General features: G+C 56.7%; 9 protein-coding genes and 1 pseudogene. 4 read left to right on the top strand and 6 right to left on the bottom strand.

Going from position 1 to position 15,613, the window contains the following annotated elements:
* Positions 1-24: 24 nt before the first annotated feature.
* The 3 genes from G5S42_RS37775 to G5S42_RS37765 all read right to left on the bottom strand — a co-directional run bounded on the left by G5S42_RS37775 (position 25) and on the right by G5S42_RS37765 (position 4,775).
* Positions 25-1,173 carry a hypothetical protein gene (locus G5S42_RS37775; RefSeq protein ID WP_176111797.1) on the bottom strand — a complete coding sequence of 383 codons (1,149 nt, stop codon included), beginning with the start codon at positions 1,171-1,173 and terminating at the stop codon, positions 25-27.
* Between the two features lie 33 nt (positions 1,174-1,206).
* Entirely contained in the window at positions 1,207-2,445 is a 1,239-nt protein-coding gene (locus G5S42_RS37770; RefSeq protein WP_176111796.1) for a lipopolysaccharide biosynthesis protein, read from the bottom strand.
* A gap of 68 nt (positions 2,446-2,513) precedes the next feature.
* A complete protein-coding gene (locus G5S42_RS37765; protein ID WP_176111795.1) occupies positions 2,514-4,775 on the bottom strand; it encodes a succinoglycan biosynthesis protein ExoP in 2,262 nt (753 codons plus the stop codon).
* A 404-nt stretch (positions 4,776-5,179) separates the two neighbouring features.
* Here G5S42_RS37765 and G5S42_RS37760 point away from each other — a divergent pair, with 404 nt between their 5' ends.
* The 3 genes from G5S42_RS37760 (at position 5,180) to G5S42_RS37750 (ending at position 8,367) form a co-directional block, all read left to right on the top strand.
* Positions 5,180-6,091, top strand: a complete 912-nt coding sequence (locus G5S42_RS37760) for a polysaccharide deacetylase family protein (RefSeq protein ID WP_176111794.1) — start codon at positions 5,180-5,182, stop codon at positions 6,089-6,091.
* Between the two features lie 314 nt (positions 6,092-6,405).
* Complete coding sequence (locus tag G5S42_RS37755; RefSeq protein WP_176111793.1) at positions 6,406-7,347, top strand: glycosyltransferase; 942 nt, start codon at positions 6,406-6,408, stop codon at positions 7,345-7,347.
* Between the two features lie 99 nt (positions 7,348-7,446).
* Positions 7,447-8,367, top strand: coding sequence for a glycosyltransferase (locus G5S42_RS37750; RefSeq protein ID WP_176111792.1), 921 nt, complete (start codon positions 7,447-7,449; stop codon positions 8,365-8,367).
* A 67-nt stretch (positions 8,368-8,434) separates the two neighbouring features.
* On the opposite strand, the gene G5S42_RS37745 is transcribed toward G5S42_RS37750, so the two are convergent.
* A complete protein-coding gene (locus G5S42_RS37745; protein WP_176111791.1) occupies positions 8,435-9,559 on the bottom strand; it encodes a glycosyltransferase in 1,125 nt (374 codons plus the stop codon).
* A gap of 103 nt (positions 9,560-9,662) precedes the next feature.
* Positions 9,663-10,259: pseudogene (locus tag G5S42_RS37740) on the bottom strand (sugar transferase); the annotation flags it as partial.
* A gap of 927 nt (positions 10,260-11,186) precedes the next feature.
* On the opposite strand from G5S42_RS37740, the gene G5S42_RS37735 reads away from it, so the two are divergent.
* Entirely contained in the window at positions 11,187-12,446 is a 1,260-nt protein-coding gene (locus G5S42_RS37735) for a glycosyl hydrolase (protein WP_246392348.1), read from the top strand.
* A gap of 822 nt (positions 12,447-13,268) precedes the next feature.
* Here the strand turns inward: G5S42_RS37735 and G5S42_RS37730 are convergent.
* Positions 13,269-15,530: a succinoglycan biosynthesis protein ExoP gene (locus G5S42_RS37730; protein WP_176111789.1), complete on the bottom strand. Its 2,262-nt coding sequence runs from the start codon at positions 15,528-15,530 to the stop codon at positions 13,269-13,271.
* Between the last annotated feature and the right edge of the window lie 83 nt (positions 15,531-15,613).

Below are 15,613 nucleotides of genomic sequence, written 5' to 3'. Positions count from 1 at the left end.
CACAGAGCGGCCCGTTATAGCGAATCAGGAGGCGCTGCGATGCCTCGACAACGTGGACCGGTGCTGAGTGTCGTCGTTCACTAGCGCGGCACTCTGAGTCGATACAGTCAAGTGTCCTTCCAATGAGAGCCGCAGGACGAGAAGCATGATCAACGGCGACACCGGCGAAAGATGTCGCAGGAATGATCCGTAGTCCGGCTCGAAAATAGCTTGCGTTGACAGGAAACTGACCAGAAAACAGAAACACAGCGTCTCGAATCGGCCCACCGGAAATAGTGTCGCAGCGGCGCGATATCGGAAGAACACAGCCGCAAAAGTGAAAAACACGCCAATGCCGCCCAGCATTTGCAGCGGAGAACCCGACGTGATCAACCGCAACGGCAACACGAAAGTCGCCAGCGTGATGGCCACGTTCGCCACGCCAACGAACATACTGCTGCCCGGAATGAACTGTACGATCATCGACCCCACTTCCTCGGGGTCCCGCCACTCATTGGCATTCTGCCTCGCGAAATCCAGTGATTCGCCATAGGCCTTCTGGAACACGAAGGCCACAATCACAAACATGGCCAGTGCGAAAAGGATCAATGGAATCGGCTTTCTGAAGCCGTTTGGCGCCAAATAAAGAAACACCGTCGCGGCCAGCGTAATAGCCCAGTACGATCTGAAGTACACAGCCACCAGAGTCGCCAGGACTACAAACAAAGCCAATATCGCGCGCGATGAGTTGTAAAACAGCAACAAGAGAACCACGATCGAAATAACCACTTCTTTTGACGGAACGCCGATGTAGACAGTCTGATTGACGAGCCAGAAGGCGACCAGAACGAACTCGATCGGCTTCAGCGAAGTGACACCAGACCTCCAGATGGCGAAAAGCATGCCGATAGTCGACGCGAGAAAGCCCATCAAAGAAATAGAGAAATTCTGGAGGCCGAAAAAGTTGAAAAACCACGCGAGATTGTCGAATGAGTCGCCAAACGCCTTGAAAGCCGTGACGGTCTTCATCCGGTCGAAAATCACCAGTTCGTCAAACAGAAACCGCGCCGGCAACGTGCTATCGTGAAAGGCGGAGATCGCATACAGCGCGATGAATAGAATGAACCAGACCGCCGCCGACACGCCTGGACTCGCATTCCTGCCGATGATGCCGGGGAGTTTTACAATGCGCATTCTTTTTCCCTGAACGATTGAGCGACTCGCCTGTCACGGCGCTTCAAAGCTAGGTTGTCGATTCGGATAGGCGTCCGGCCCCTTGCCGATCTTGAGCGCCCGGTAAGTACCCATGCTTGCCACAAGCGTTCCACAGACACTGAGCAGCACAAGCGATTGGATGAAACCGACGCCGAGGAAATGAGCCGTCGCAAAGATCAAGAAAATCGATACGGCGTTGACCATTTGAAACATCAAGTCGATCTTCAGCCGGTTCGCAACAATGAATACCTGAGCCATCGAGCCATAGATCGCCATCGTGATGAAATAGGGAATAAAGATCAGGTACACCGACATCGACGGTTCCCATTCGTCGCCCATCTTCACGTGGATAATGAGGCTAAGGCCTGCATAGCACGCTGCTACCAGACAAATGCTGATCAACGTCAGCATAGTGAAGAACTGCTTCGATGGATTCACTCCATCTTTTTTGTGGCCGTCGAAATAGTCGATCAGATCACGGCGGAAGACGGCGCCCAAACTTTGCGACAAGAGGGACGCAGGGAAGTAACCCACGCGATACGCCAGCGCGAAGATACCGGCGTCACGATGATCGAAGATCATCGGCATCAGGATCGCGGACGCATAGATCACGAATGAATTCAGCGTAGTGGTCGGAATGCCAAATTTTGCATACTGGATCTGAAGCGTGGAGAACCTAAGGAAGGACACCGGGATCAACTGGCGGGCCGAATAAAGGCAAATCGCGGCCGGTACAACGGACGAGACCAGAAAAATCCAGCTATAGATGTTGAATACGGTGGTGCCACTGACCTCGCCTTTCGAAAACATCATCATGCAGACAAAGTAGACGGCGAATGCGGCATTGGGAAAGAACCGGATCGTTGCGATCTGCGTGTACTTTCGTTCGGTGGTGAGCGCTCCGCACAATGCCTGTTGCAGGAACACGCCCAGTGCCAAACCGATGACAGGTATGTATTCCGTGTGGCCGGCCGCTGCGGTAGCCACCACGAGTGCCACGCCGATCATGATGGCGACCGCGCTCGAACTCGTCATTGCACGCACGGCTTGCGCCTTGTCCGCCGCCATGCATGCGACCTCCAGACGCAAGCCGATCACCGACCCGATAAAAAGACCACCTGCCATGAGTTGGCTGAAGTACCCGAGAGCCGTCGGTCCGCAAAACTTCCCGATCAATAGAATCGAAACGAAATTGAGCGCCTGACTCAGCACCACTCCAGCGACACTTACGATCGAATGTTTGATATTCACAATTTATCTACGTCGAAGTCCGGGTGAATTTTTTTTCGCTCTACACGGCGACGGTGGTCGTCTGAGAGCTAGCCTTTCTGCGTCTTTCCGTTGGCCGGCAATGCGTCGAGATAGGAAGCATTGCGATAGAGGCCGGCGCGCGCACCCAGACTGTAGCGATAGACGTCCGTATCGATCCCGTTGAAGATCACACCCTTCACCCGGGCATTCGCCTGCTTGAGTTGCTTGGTCGCCTCCTGCACCTGCGCGATGGAAGTCGTCTCGAAGCGCGTCACCAGCAGCACGGTGCCGCAGCTATCCGCGAGCGCGGTCGCGTCGGATACGGCCAGCACGGGCGGTGTGTCGATCAGTACGATATCGTAGTCGCTCGTCTTCGCGAGGAACTGCTGCATGCGCTCGCCCACCAGCAGCTCGGCCGGGTTCTCCGGGATCGCGCCGCGCGCAACGAAGTCGAGGCCCGGGCGCACGTCACGCATGATCACCGCCTCGGACGTCACCTCCGACGTCAGATAGTCCGCCAGCCCCGGTGTCGAGTCGAGCCCAAAGTACTGCTCCAGATGGCCTTTGCGCAGGTCCGCGTCGATCAGCAACACCCGCTTGCCGGCCGCCGCGACGACCGCCGCCAGATTCGCGGAGAGGAACGACTTGCCCACCTGTTCGGTCGGCCCCGTCAGCAGCACGCGATTGTCGCCCGACTCCGATTCAAGCATTGCAAAATGCAGCGCGGTTCTGAGCCGGCGCAGGCTTTCAATCGACGGGTCGCGCGGAAACTCGCTCGCCAGCAGAAACTTCCCGTCAGCGGGCAGCTTGGGCGCCTTGCCGATGCGCGCGACTTTCGCCTGCGACAGCGGCACGGTCGCGTACACGTTCAGGCCCGTCTGCTCCTCGATCTCCTGCGCGTCGGTCACGCCCCCATAGAGCGCCGTACGCGCGAACGCCGCACCCGCACCCAGAATCAGGCCGCCCAACGCCGCATAGATGATCACCAGCAGTTTGTTCGGCTTGATCGGGTCTTTCGGCACCACCGGGTTATCGATCAGCCGCGCCGTCCCCACCTTGCCCGCGCGAACCAGCTTCAGCTGTTGCATGTTGTTCAACATGCCGACATAAAGCTCGTTGTTCACGTTCATGTCACGGGTCAGGCGTACCGCATTCTGCTCCAGCTCCGGCAGCGCCTGTTCCTGCTGCGACAGGCTGCCGATCCTGCTGCCCAGCATGCCAATCTGCTGGTCGAGCGCCTGGATCGCCGGGTGACCCGGCGCGTAAATCGCGCTCATTTCCGCGCGCTTCTGCTTCAGTTCCAGCAGGCTGCGCTGCGTGGCCACGCTCTGATCCAGATAGGCCTTGCCCTGCTCACTGAGGTTGAACACGCCCATGCGGTTGCGCATGTCGTTATAGCGCCCCTCGGCGCGCTCCAGGTCGCTCTTGAGCTGCGGCAGCTGTGCGCTCAGGAACTCCAGCGACCTCTCGGCTTCCGCCGCCTTGCGCTTCAGATTCTGGTCGACATACGCATTGCCGATTTCGGCAAGCGTGCTGGCCGTCAGCATCCGCTCGGAGCCCGTCAGCGACGCGCCGATGATGCCGCTGTCCTTGCCCTTCTGCGACACGGTCAGCCTGTTCTGCAGGTTCTCCACCGTCTTTTCGCGCGACTGCCTCTCCAGAATGAACTGCGTGCCCGGCCTCGCGTTCAGCGCATCGACCCGCAGCGTGATCGCCCCTTCAGGCAGTGTCGTGTCGAGCGTTGCGCCCACGCGGCCCTCGACCGGCTCGCTCAGATCCGACTGCTCCAGCCGGTAGCGCCCGTCCTCCAGAACGGTCAGCACGAACTTCTCGCCTTCGAATGCTTCCGGAACGTTGAAGCTGGACACCTTGACCGATTCGTTGCCCCACGCATATCCGCCAAATCCAAACAGACCAGGCGAGGAAAGACTTTTGGCCTGCCGCCCCAGCCAGTCGCCGATCAACGGAAAGCGCTTTGGCTTTGCGCTGATATCGAGGTGCAGATCGTCGACGGCCTTGCCGACCACCATTCTCGACTGAATGATTTCCATCTCGGCCGTCGCCTCTGTCTTGACGTCGAACATGCTCGAGACGTCGCCCAGAGGACTCTTTGAATTGTTGGTCGGGATGCTGTCTTCCACCTGCACGAGAATATCGGCCTGGTACACCGACGGCGCGATAAACGCGTATGCCACGCCCAGGGCGAGCACGCTGCCGGCGATTCCACCGACCAGCCAGCGGTTAGCCATCAGTACGTCGAAATAACGTGAGAGACTCACATCGTTATTGCGAACCACAGCGGCATTCGTAAGGAGAGAGTTCTGGTTCATCGAAACCCCAGGGCGGGTGTACGAAAAGGGTGGAAGCGGTATTTAAAGTGCAGGCGATACGGCGTTGCCAAATCTCGCTTTCTGGCACGGGACGACAACATTTTGGATGCTGACGCTGCGTGCGTCAGTTCGGTGTGCAACGCAATTTTGCGATGTTCCCTCTGCTTTGCGCGCCACCAACTTCAGAATAATCGTCTTACCGTATAAACATAAAGACTGCCTAATTCTCCGCTGAACCCCTGTTTTCCCCGCAGTAGATCCAGCTCTGGAAAAATAGCGCATACGGCACACTAACGAGTATCCCAGACTATCTGAAGTCTGTCATTATCTCTGTACGCTAACGCACATCACTTTCGTGGCTGCAACGTCACAATCCCATTCAATGCCGTTAGCTTGGGATGCATATGAAACAATTGATGCGTGAGATTTTCACACGCGCGCTGCTTTTCAGTGGAACCCCCGCCGCGATTCGAGCCTTGCTTTGGCGTGATCGCACCGCGATTCTGCTCTATCACGATCCATCACCCGCCACGCTCGAGGCTCATTTCGAGTACCTGAAAGACAAGGTCGAGTTCGTGCCCTTGTCGCAGGCAAATTCGCGTGGTAGTGGTCGCCCGCGCGTGGCCGTCACGTTTGATGACGGCCATATTGGCAATGCGAAGCTGCTGCCCGTATTCATTAAGTACCGCGTGTACCCGACCATCTACATCTGCAGCAGCATCGTGGCGCACGATCGTACTCACTGGTTCCTGCATCCTGCCGCGAAGGATGCAGGTGTGAAGCGGCTGATCCGCATGAAAAACCAGGAGCGCCTGGCTGAACTGGACGCGCGAGGCTTTCATCAGGACTTGCTCGACGCATCGGCGACGATTAGTGGCCTCAGCGCCGCCCATATTGAAGAGATGCGCCCCTATGTCGACTTTCAGTCGCACACGCGCTATCACCCGACACTGACCTTCTGTGAAGATGACGAATGTTTTGAAGAACTTGCGCTGTCAAAGTTGGAGGTAGAACGGATCGTCGGGAAGCCGTGCGAGCATTTCGCGTATCCCTATGGCATTTTTGGTCCGCGCGAAGTCGAACTGTTGAAGGCCGCGGGCTACAAGAGCGCACGCACGACCGACGTGGGCTGGAACGACGAAGGAAGCGACCCGTTCCGGCTCAAGGCGTTCGACATTGACGATCACTCTTCCGTGGCGTGGTTCGCCGCGCAGCTGACAGGCCTCACGTTGGCGCCGCGCTATCTACGACTGGGACGGGTCCGGCGCTTCGCTCAGCGCATCTTCAGCAGACCGCGAGTATTGAACCAGGCGTAGACAGCGCAGCGCCGCCGACCACCGCGCACGGACCGAATCTGGTCAAGACCAGGCAATGTCGGTCGAGCGACGACGCGACCCATCGCGCTTTAGCGTAGGACACATTTGAGCACCGCGCGGCATTCGACCCAGGCAGCGAATCACACCGATCAGGTATTTGCCAATAAAACTGCTACAGCGGGCGATCTCGGCTTCGAGCAAGACAAGTGGTCACCGTTCGATCACCTGCTAATTAAAGGCGGAAATAAGCCGCCCGAGCACTTTTTGTAACGGCCTCATTGTCCTTATCTCCACGATTAAAAAAGGAAGGCGGTATGCGTAAAATCTTCATCACGTCTCCCGGTAACGCAAATTATCCGGAAATTACTGCCTATCAAAACTATTTTAAGGCTCGCGGCGTGGAGGTGGTGGTCGGAACGATAAGCGAGTACCGTGCGCTGGAAAACAAGCGGAATTTCGTGTTGTGGGAAATCATGGGCTTTTATCCGAATCGGTTTGAATCCGACTTCGTCATCCACGACTACCGTTCTCTGTCCGTTGGCGGCTGGCCGGCGATGAAAGACGTCGCGAAGCGGTACTTCAATTGCCAGCCGAATCTGCGGATCTTTCAAAACAAACGGCAACAGGAGATCATGGGTTTCGGCCACGGCGTCCCCAGTGTCATCCTTCCTATGGGCGTGCCGAACTGGATCTTCGAGGTGCAGGGTGGCGGTCAGAGCGAAAAGAAGGCTGATTTCTGCTATATCGGCGAAATGAGCGTCGAGCGGGGCTTCGATCGCGTGCTGGAAGCGTTTATCAACAAGTTCCAGAAGCGCGACACCTCCCTCCTCCTGGTGGGAAAACCGGACCCGCGCATCTATGAAAGATTCTCGAATGCGAAAAATATCATTTTCACTGGGCCGTTGCCGCAGCGTGATGCGCTGAAGCACGTGGCCGAATCCGAAGTTGCGGTGTGCTATTTCCCCTATCACAGGCCGCATTGCTATCAAACGCCGACCAAGCTGCTCGAGTATGCCGCGCTCGGCAAGAAAATCGTCTGTAACGACTCGCCGTCCAATATCAGATGCTGTGAAGAGATGGGCATCCACAGCGTGATCACGACGGCGAACATATTTGACGGAATCGATGAAGACGCCGCGCGCAGTGCGACAGCGAATCGCCGGACGGACTTTGCGGATCTCATCTGGGACCGAGTGATAGAGCAATCCAACGTCGCGGCGTTTCTGCCAAAGGATATCAAGCTAACCAACGCTTGAGCAATTCATTGGCGTGCGACGTTTCAACGAACGCGGTCCGAACCGTCCCATAGTAGCGCAGAGTTAGCCGCAGAGACGAAACTAGAACGGTGCAATGACATGCAAATATTCATTCTTCATCCCGGCAAGGCGAACTATCCGGAGATAGACGCTTACACGAAGTATTTTGCCGGAAATGACTGTAAGGTGACGTCAGGAACGCTCGATGATTACAAAAAAGTCAAGAACCCTGAGGAATACATTCTCTGGTGCATCATGGGTTTTTACCCTAGGACTCCTGCCGCGAAATACGTGATCCACGACTATCGCTCGCTGTCGGTCGGGCGTAACAGCGCGCTAAAGGACACCATCAAGAAAACGTTACAACCGCGGCCCAATCTTCGAATCTTTCAGAACGATTCGATGAGCGAGGTGATGGGTTTCCGGGACGAAGTGGACACCGTTTTTCTGCCAATGGGCGTGCCAGACTGGATTTTTACCGCAGATGCTGACCGCAACCGGCCGCTTCCGACGGGCACATATTGCTATCTGGGCGAGATAACGCGAGAACGCGGCTTTGTCGGCTTCATCAGGAACTTTCTGGCCGCCAGGCGCGACTCGGATACCCTCGTTCTGGTTGGGCCTGTTGAAAAGGAAATCTCCGACGCATATCTTCAATCGCCCGGCGTCCTGTTCACGGGACGTCTTCCGCAACGCGATGCCCTGGCGGTGGTTCGCAATTGCGAGATCGCTATTTCAACCATCCCCTACAAGCGTCCGTATGACGTGCAGACGCCGACCAAGCTTCTGGAATATGCCGCACTCGGCAAGAGAATCATCTGCAATGACTCTCCGTCGAATCTGAACGCCGCCGCAAAGTTTGGAATTCAATGCAAAATAACGGGCCCAGACGTATTCTCTAGCATCTGCAATTTCCATGGCGATATGGTACCGAAAAACGATCCGTCTACACTGTTGCATTTGCGGTGGACAAATATAATCGCCGCCTCGGGCGTGGAGCGTTATCTCGCGAGGATCTAAAAAATAAAATGGTTTGCGCGAAAACCCGCGCAAACCATCTCTATTATCAGCGACTACGAGCGCTTTTTTACTCGCTCAGCACCGCACGGCCCTCGCGAATGCTCCGCAGTTGGGTCGAATAAAGCAGCTCGATGTTGTTGAAGAAGCGATCTTCACTGAATCGGTTTCGCGCCTCTTCCTGCGCCCGGCGGGACAAACCTTCACGAAATTTCTCGTCGGTTAGCATCTCCTGGATCAGCGATGTCGCTTCCGCAGCCGTCCGATAAAGGACGCCTGTCGAATTGTGGCGAATGGTATCTATATTGCCCGGACAATCCGACGCCACAACGGGTGTGCCGAGCGTCATTGCCTCGATCAGGGAGACGGGCATCCCCTCCCAGGAAGCTGTCGACAAATAGATATCCGCTTGCACGACAGTTTCGATCACGTCAGCACGCGTAAGCCAACCGGTCACACGCACACCAGCGTCCTTGAGCGTCCTCCGGAGACATGCGTCGCCGTCGCCGATCCATACAAATTCCACGTCGTCCCGATCAAACGATCGTGCAATCTCCGCGAATAGTTGCGGATTCTTTTGCACACGAATGCCGCCGACAGTCGCAATGATTCGCCGTTTCGTCGACCCGACTTTTTCAGCGCTTCTCAGACGAGTGTCGCCCTGTGCACCGACAGCCCGATCGATCGCATTCTCGACCAGTACTGCATCCCGCCGAAGATAGCGGCGGATCGCCGCGCATTCGCTCTCAGAGCAGCCGACATATGTGCAGCTCTTCAAACATGCAAGCCACTCCAAGGCGGCGAAACAGTATCGCTTCAACCTGCCAATGTCCCGCCGTACAAAGGAGATGCAATGGGGGCTATATAAAAGCGCCGTTGACGGCAACGCAAACAAGGTCGCCATTCGTCCAAGGAAACCCGCGAACGACGAATGCATATGGACAATGTCCGGGTTCAATCGGATGAGTTGCTGGCGCAACACGGACATGATGTGCGCCAATGATGGTCCTTTCATCTGCAGATGCTGCAGGACGACATCAGAGTGAAACATTGCGCGCAAGTTCTTCGGCGTTTCCTCGCGCTCGGAATAGATCACATAAACCTCGTGACCTTCCTTGGCGAGCCGCGTCGCAAGCGTGCTCACAACTGCAAGCGTTCCTGTGGCAGTCGATTCAATTACGTGGACCACTCTCATAACTTTTTCTCGTGAATTGCTCAGCGATAGCGGATCACTTCACCCGATCGGTCACGGCGATCGGGACGACATGCAATCTACGACATTGGAACCTCAGCCTGGATCAGTAGGCTCCGTCTTTTGCGAACACCACTTTGACAGTTTTCAGAAGAATCGATATATCGAATGCCACCGAGCGGTTCATTGCGTATCTAACGTCGAGCGAAACCCGCGTCGGATAGTCCACATCGTTGCGGCCACTGACCTGCCATAAGCCTGTCATTCCCGGCTTCAGCGCCAGGTAGTAACGAACATCACGGCCATATCGCGCCAACTCCTTCTGCACGATAGGACGGGGGCCCACCAGGCTCATATCGCCGCGCAGCACATTCCAGAGTTGTGGCAACTCATCGAGACTCGTCTTGCGCAGAATACGGCCAACCGGCGTCACCCGAATGTCGTTTTTAAGCTTGAAATCCCGGTCCCATTCCGCACGAGCCTGCGGATCAGTTGCGAGCAGTTTGGCAAGAACTTCATCCGAATTCTTGACCATGGAGCGGAACTTAAGGCACTTGAAAGTACGTCCTCCCCGGCCAATTCTCGGATGACCATATACGGCGTTTCCGTGGTCGCTCATGACGACGAGCGCAATGATCAGTAGAACCGGAGAGAGAAGTATGAGCAGAACTGACGCTCCGCAAACGTCCATTACTCTCTTCACTGCGTCATCCCACCTTGCACCCAGGAGGTTCTCGCTTGGCGGATGCGAGTCATCCACCGCGACTTTTTTTGAATTCGCCTCAAGGCACACCTCTTCCAGTTTCGGATCCGCGGCGGCGTTGGATTCGAACATGCTATCTCCTTAGTTCGGAAACTCGTGGGGAAGGTGCCGGCGTAGGCACTTTGCGCTTGCAAAACAGATTTTGGTGTGGAAGTGAATCATTTAGTGCGGCTAATTCATTGATTCACTGATGACTTCGGGACCAGCGTAACATCTCACTCCGCGACTGAATGTTAGTAATAGCGCATAAAGTCGCCATCGTACAGTTCGCTCGCGACACGTCATCTTCAACAGGCTCACCGACTGGTCTTTTATCAAATCAGATACGCAGAATTCGAATTGATGACTTCGCGCTTGATTGCTCTTATCGCTGGGTACCACTTATAGATACCATGACAAAGCGACCACATCAGAGACCTGCTTTTATCAGACGGTTAAACCGCGCCTTCCAAATCTTTCGATTTCCAAATTGTCTAAAGAGACAACTGTTTCAGCACCAAAATTTGCGTTAATGCTGCGTTCAATGAAGGTCAAAAATGAAAACCTGATGAACAACAGCCTGTTTTATGGACTATCGCGCCAAAGCCTATGCGACCACTCGTCGCTGCACTTCCAAGCCGAAAAAGTATCCCGGCTCAATACTCGACCCGATGTGCGTTTCCGCACACGGTCGGACTATTCGATCATTGTCGAGCTAGACACGAAAACTTCGTTGATCTTGTGCTTGTAACGTCGACGCCGTGTCTGATGCGCGTGTTTGACGTATTCGTGCGACCAATGCGTTCGCTTCAACAATTGATGTTCATCTGCACACTTAACTTTCACGTTTTCGGACCAATTCGGGGTGTCAACCTTTATAGTTAAGATATGAAACCCAATTTCATCTTCTTGTTCGCCGCCTTAACACTTTTGTGTGGGCAGCCAATGTCGGCCTTCGCGAAGAATGGTCATGCCAAAACAATGGACGCGGCTACCGCCAATGCTCAGCGGCTCGCGGCGCTGCAGCCGCCGCCCACCGGAAGCGGAAACGACCGTTTTGCAATGGACGTGAACTGCAATCTGTGGAGTGCGGATCAGAAGGCGCTGAGCGAATGCTCGAAGGACCTGGATCTGATTGCCGGTTTAGGCGTCGGTACGGTTCGCCTCGGTGTTTCATGGGACTTCATGACGCTGGCCGACGGCAGCACGCTGGACCCCAATAAGGTGACGTTTCTGAAGGCGCTTCTGAACGCCGCGCGCACGCGCGGTATGAAGATTCTTTTCCTGGTGGGCATGTACGCGCCGTCTAGCGCATACCAATGCCCGGCTACCCAGAATCCGCCGAGCGCATCCTCAGCGCGACTCGACTTCTGCGACGCGGCGTTCACGAAGTATTTCGGCGCGCTGATGGACGTCGCGTTGCCGTTTACGGCTGACATCGAACTGTTCAATGAAACCAACTGGTCGTTCTCCGCCTCGGACCCGTCTTACGGTGATCCGCACGGTATCTACGGCTACATTCTGGATCGCAGCAAGACGCTCTATTCGGAAGCCAAACAGATCCTGAACTTGAAAAGGCAGTCGGGCTACAAGACGGTTCTGCACACTCAGGGCATCTCCTACTTCTACAACTCGACGTACCCGAATAACGGCTGGCAGCCGCCCGCAGGCAACGAGCTGATCCAGGCGACCGACTACATCAAGGCAATGGGCAACAACTCGAAGAGCCCGGCCAGCCCGTTGAACACCACGATCGATGTCGTCGACGTTCACCCGTACTTCAGCAGCGCCGACTACCACTTGCTGATGCAGTCGTTCAACACAACCGTGTCGAATCTGGTTGCCAGCGGTTCCAAGCCGATCTGGATTACGGAAACCAACAACGGTAAGAGCCGCACCGACGCCGGGCAACTCGCGGCATTCAACCAGTTGAAAGTTTTGATGGACAACGGTTCGGTGGCAAAGGCGTTCTGGTATGTGGTGCGTAACGGCGACCCGAGTAACGGAGAAGGCGACGGCTATTCGATCTACGATTACAACCGTAACCTGATTTGTCCGCAGCTTGCGGCCGCCATTCGCGCATACACCGCGACGATCCCGCGAGCGCAGCGATTCCTGTCGGCCCCCTACCTGACGCCAGTCAAGTGAACCCGCCTATCGCGATTGACCAGGTGAACGCGAACTCCGACTCTGGAGTTTGCGTCATTTTGGTTGTTTTGCCCTGCTCCAACGTGCTTGATAGCTTTGAAATGGGGAAGCCGCGGACATCCGCAATGACAGACGAATCATAAAAGGGCGATGCGACTAATCATCCTCCTTTGATCCTCTCGCACGCGCAACGCAAAGCGCACACGCAAAGACCCCAATCGCTACGCCGATCAGCAGGCACGCGGCATGCGTCAAGAAAGTTACCATCTTCCACTCCCCTTACGACCACATCGAAATATTGTGAATTTGAACAGCACGATGTCATCGGTGGCGTAGCTATGGGCTGGGATATTCCGTAGCGGCACCGGACAGTGCGATGAAGGCGACCTAAAGTCCGGCAGAGATTGACAAAAGCACAGTGTCCTATTTGCAAATGAATACCGATCTAATAACGAAACTCACTATACCACGGGTTTAGCCCCCCTCTCGGCGCCAATCTCCAGAATGGTAATGGCCTCTTGGCCAACGGGCAGATTCAGTAAAGTATGACGTACAAAGATGGCCGACACGGTAGCCGAACGCGAAGGTGCCGGCAGCGCGATAGGCGGAAGCCCGAGAAGCTTGAAAGGCTGCAGGAATCAACTTTCGAGCCGAGTCGTGACAATGGCGACCGGCACGAAAGTGGGAATCAGAAGGATGCAGCCATAGATGAGGACGTCGGCGCCCGTACGCTCAGCTATCGAAAGCGCCATCAGGCAGATCTAGTGGCCGGCGAACGCAGTGAGCGGTAAGAAATCGAGCGTGGCCCTCGCGTCGCAAAGGTTAGTTCTTCTTTGTCTCTCCACTGGCAGGCAGTGCGTCGAGATAGGAAGCATTGCGATAGAGGCCGGCGCGCGCACCCAGACTGTAGCGATAGACGTCCGTATCGATCCCGTTGAAGATCACACCCTTCACCCGGGCATTCGCCTGCTTGAGCTGGGCGGTCGCCTCCTGCACCTGCGCGATGGAAGTCGTCTCGAAGCGCGTCACCAGCAGCACGGTGCCGCAGCTATCCGCGAGCGCGGTCGCGTCGGATACGGCCAGGACGGGCGGTGTGTCGATCAGCACGATATCGTAGTCGCTCGTCTTCGCGAGGAACTGCTGCATGCGCTCGCCCACCAGCAGCTCGGCCGGGTTCTCCGGGATCGCGCCGCGCGCAACGAAGTCGAGGCCCGGGCGCACGTCACGCATGATCACCGCCTCGGACGTCACCTCCGACGTCAGATAGTCCGCCAGCCCCGGTGTCGAGTCGAGCCCAAAGTACTGCTCCAGATGGCCTTTGCGCAGGTCCGCGTCGATCAGCAACACCCGCTTGCCGGCCGCCGCGACGACCGCCGCCAGATTCGCGGAGAGGAACGACTTGCCCACCTGTTCGGTCGGCCCCGTCAGCAGCACGCGATTGTCGCCCGACTCCGATTCAAGCATTGCAAAATGCAGCGCGGTTCTGAGCCGGCGCAGGCTTTCAATCGACGGGTCGCGCGGAAACTCGCTCGCCAGCAGGAACTTCCCGTCAGCGGGCAGCTTCGGCGCCTTGCCGATGCGCGCGACTTTCGCCTGCGACAGCGGCACGGTCGCGTACACGTTCAGGCCCGTCTGCTCCTCGATCTCCTGCGCGTCGGTCACGCCCCGATAGAGCGCCGTACGCGCGAACGCCGCACCCGCACCCAGAATCAGGCCGCCCAACGCCGCATAGATGATCACCAGCAGTTTGTTCGGCTTGATCGGGTCTTTCGGCACCACCGGGTTATCGATCAGCCGCGCCGTCCCCACCTTGCCCGCGCGAACCAGCTTCAGCTGTTGCATGTTGTTCAACATGCCGACATAAAGCTCGTTGTTCACGTTCATGTCACGGGTCAGGCGTACCGCATTCTGCTCCAGCTCCGGCAGCGCCTGTTCCTGCTGCGACAGGCTGCCGATTCTGCTGCCCAGCATGCCAATCTGCTGGTCGAGCGCCTGGATCGCCGGGTGACCCGGCGCGTAGATCGCGCTCATTTCCGCGCGCTTCTGCTTCAGTTCCAGCAGGCTGCGCTGCGTGGCCACGCTCTGATCCAGATAGGCCTTGCCCTGCTCACTGAGGTTGAACACGCCCATGCGGTTGCGCATGTCGTTATAGCGCCCCTCGGCGCGCTCCAGGTCGCTCTTGAGCTGCGGCAGCTGTGCGCTCAGGAACTCCAGCGACCTCTCGGCTTCCGCCGCCTTGCGCTTCAGATTCTGGTCGACATACGCATTGCCGATTTCGGCAAGCGTGCTGGCCGTCAGCATCCGCTCGGAGCCCGTCAGCGACGCGCCGATGATGCCGCTGTCCTTGCCCTTCTGCGACACGGTCAGCCTGTTCTGCAGGTTCTCCACCGTCTTTTCGCGCGACTGCCTCTCCAGAATGAACTGCGTGCCCGGCCTCGCGTTCAGCGCATCGACCCGCAGCGTGATCGCCCCTTCAGGCAGTGTCGTGTCGAGCGTTGCGCCCACGCGGCCCTCGACCGGCTCGCTCAGATCCGACTGCTCCAGCCGGTAGCGCCCGTCCTCCAGAACGGTCAGCACGAACTTCTCGCCTTCGAATGCTTCCGGAACGTTGAAGCTGGACACCTTGACCGATTCGTTGCCCCACGCATATCCGCCAAATCCAAACAGACCAGGCGAGGAAAGACTTTTGGCCTGCCGCCCCAGCCAGTCGCCGATCAACGGAAAGCGCTTTGGCTTTGCGCTGATATCGAGGTGCAGATCGTCGACGGCCTTGCCGACCACCATTCTCGACTGAATGATTTCCATCTCGGCCGTCGCCTCTGTCTTGACGTCGAACATGCTCGAGACGTCGCCCAGAGGACTCCTTGAATTGTTGGTCGGGATGCTGTCTTCCACCTGCACGAGAATATCGGCCTGGTACACCGACGGCGCGATAAACGCGTACGCCACGCCCAGGGCGAGCACGCTGCCGGCGATTCCACCGACCAGCCAGCGGTTGGCCATCAGTACGTCGAAATAACGTGAGAGACTCACATCGTTATTGCGAACCACAGCGGCATTCGTAAGGAGAGAGTTCTGGTTCATCGAAACCCCAGGGCGGGTGTACGAAAAGGGTGGAAGCTGGATTTAAGGTGCAGGCGATACGGACCCGCCGCCTGCTCGAATCA

This window comes from Paraburkholderia youngii, assembly GCF_013366925.1.
GTDB lineage: Bacteria > Pseudomonadota > Gammaproteobacteria > Burkholderiales > Burkholderiaceae > Paraburkholderia > Paraburkholderia youngii.
Note: the sequence above shows the minus strand (reverse complement) of the source record. Positions and strands in the feature narration are given on the sequence as shown.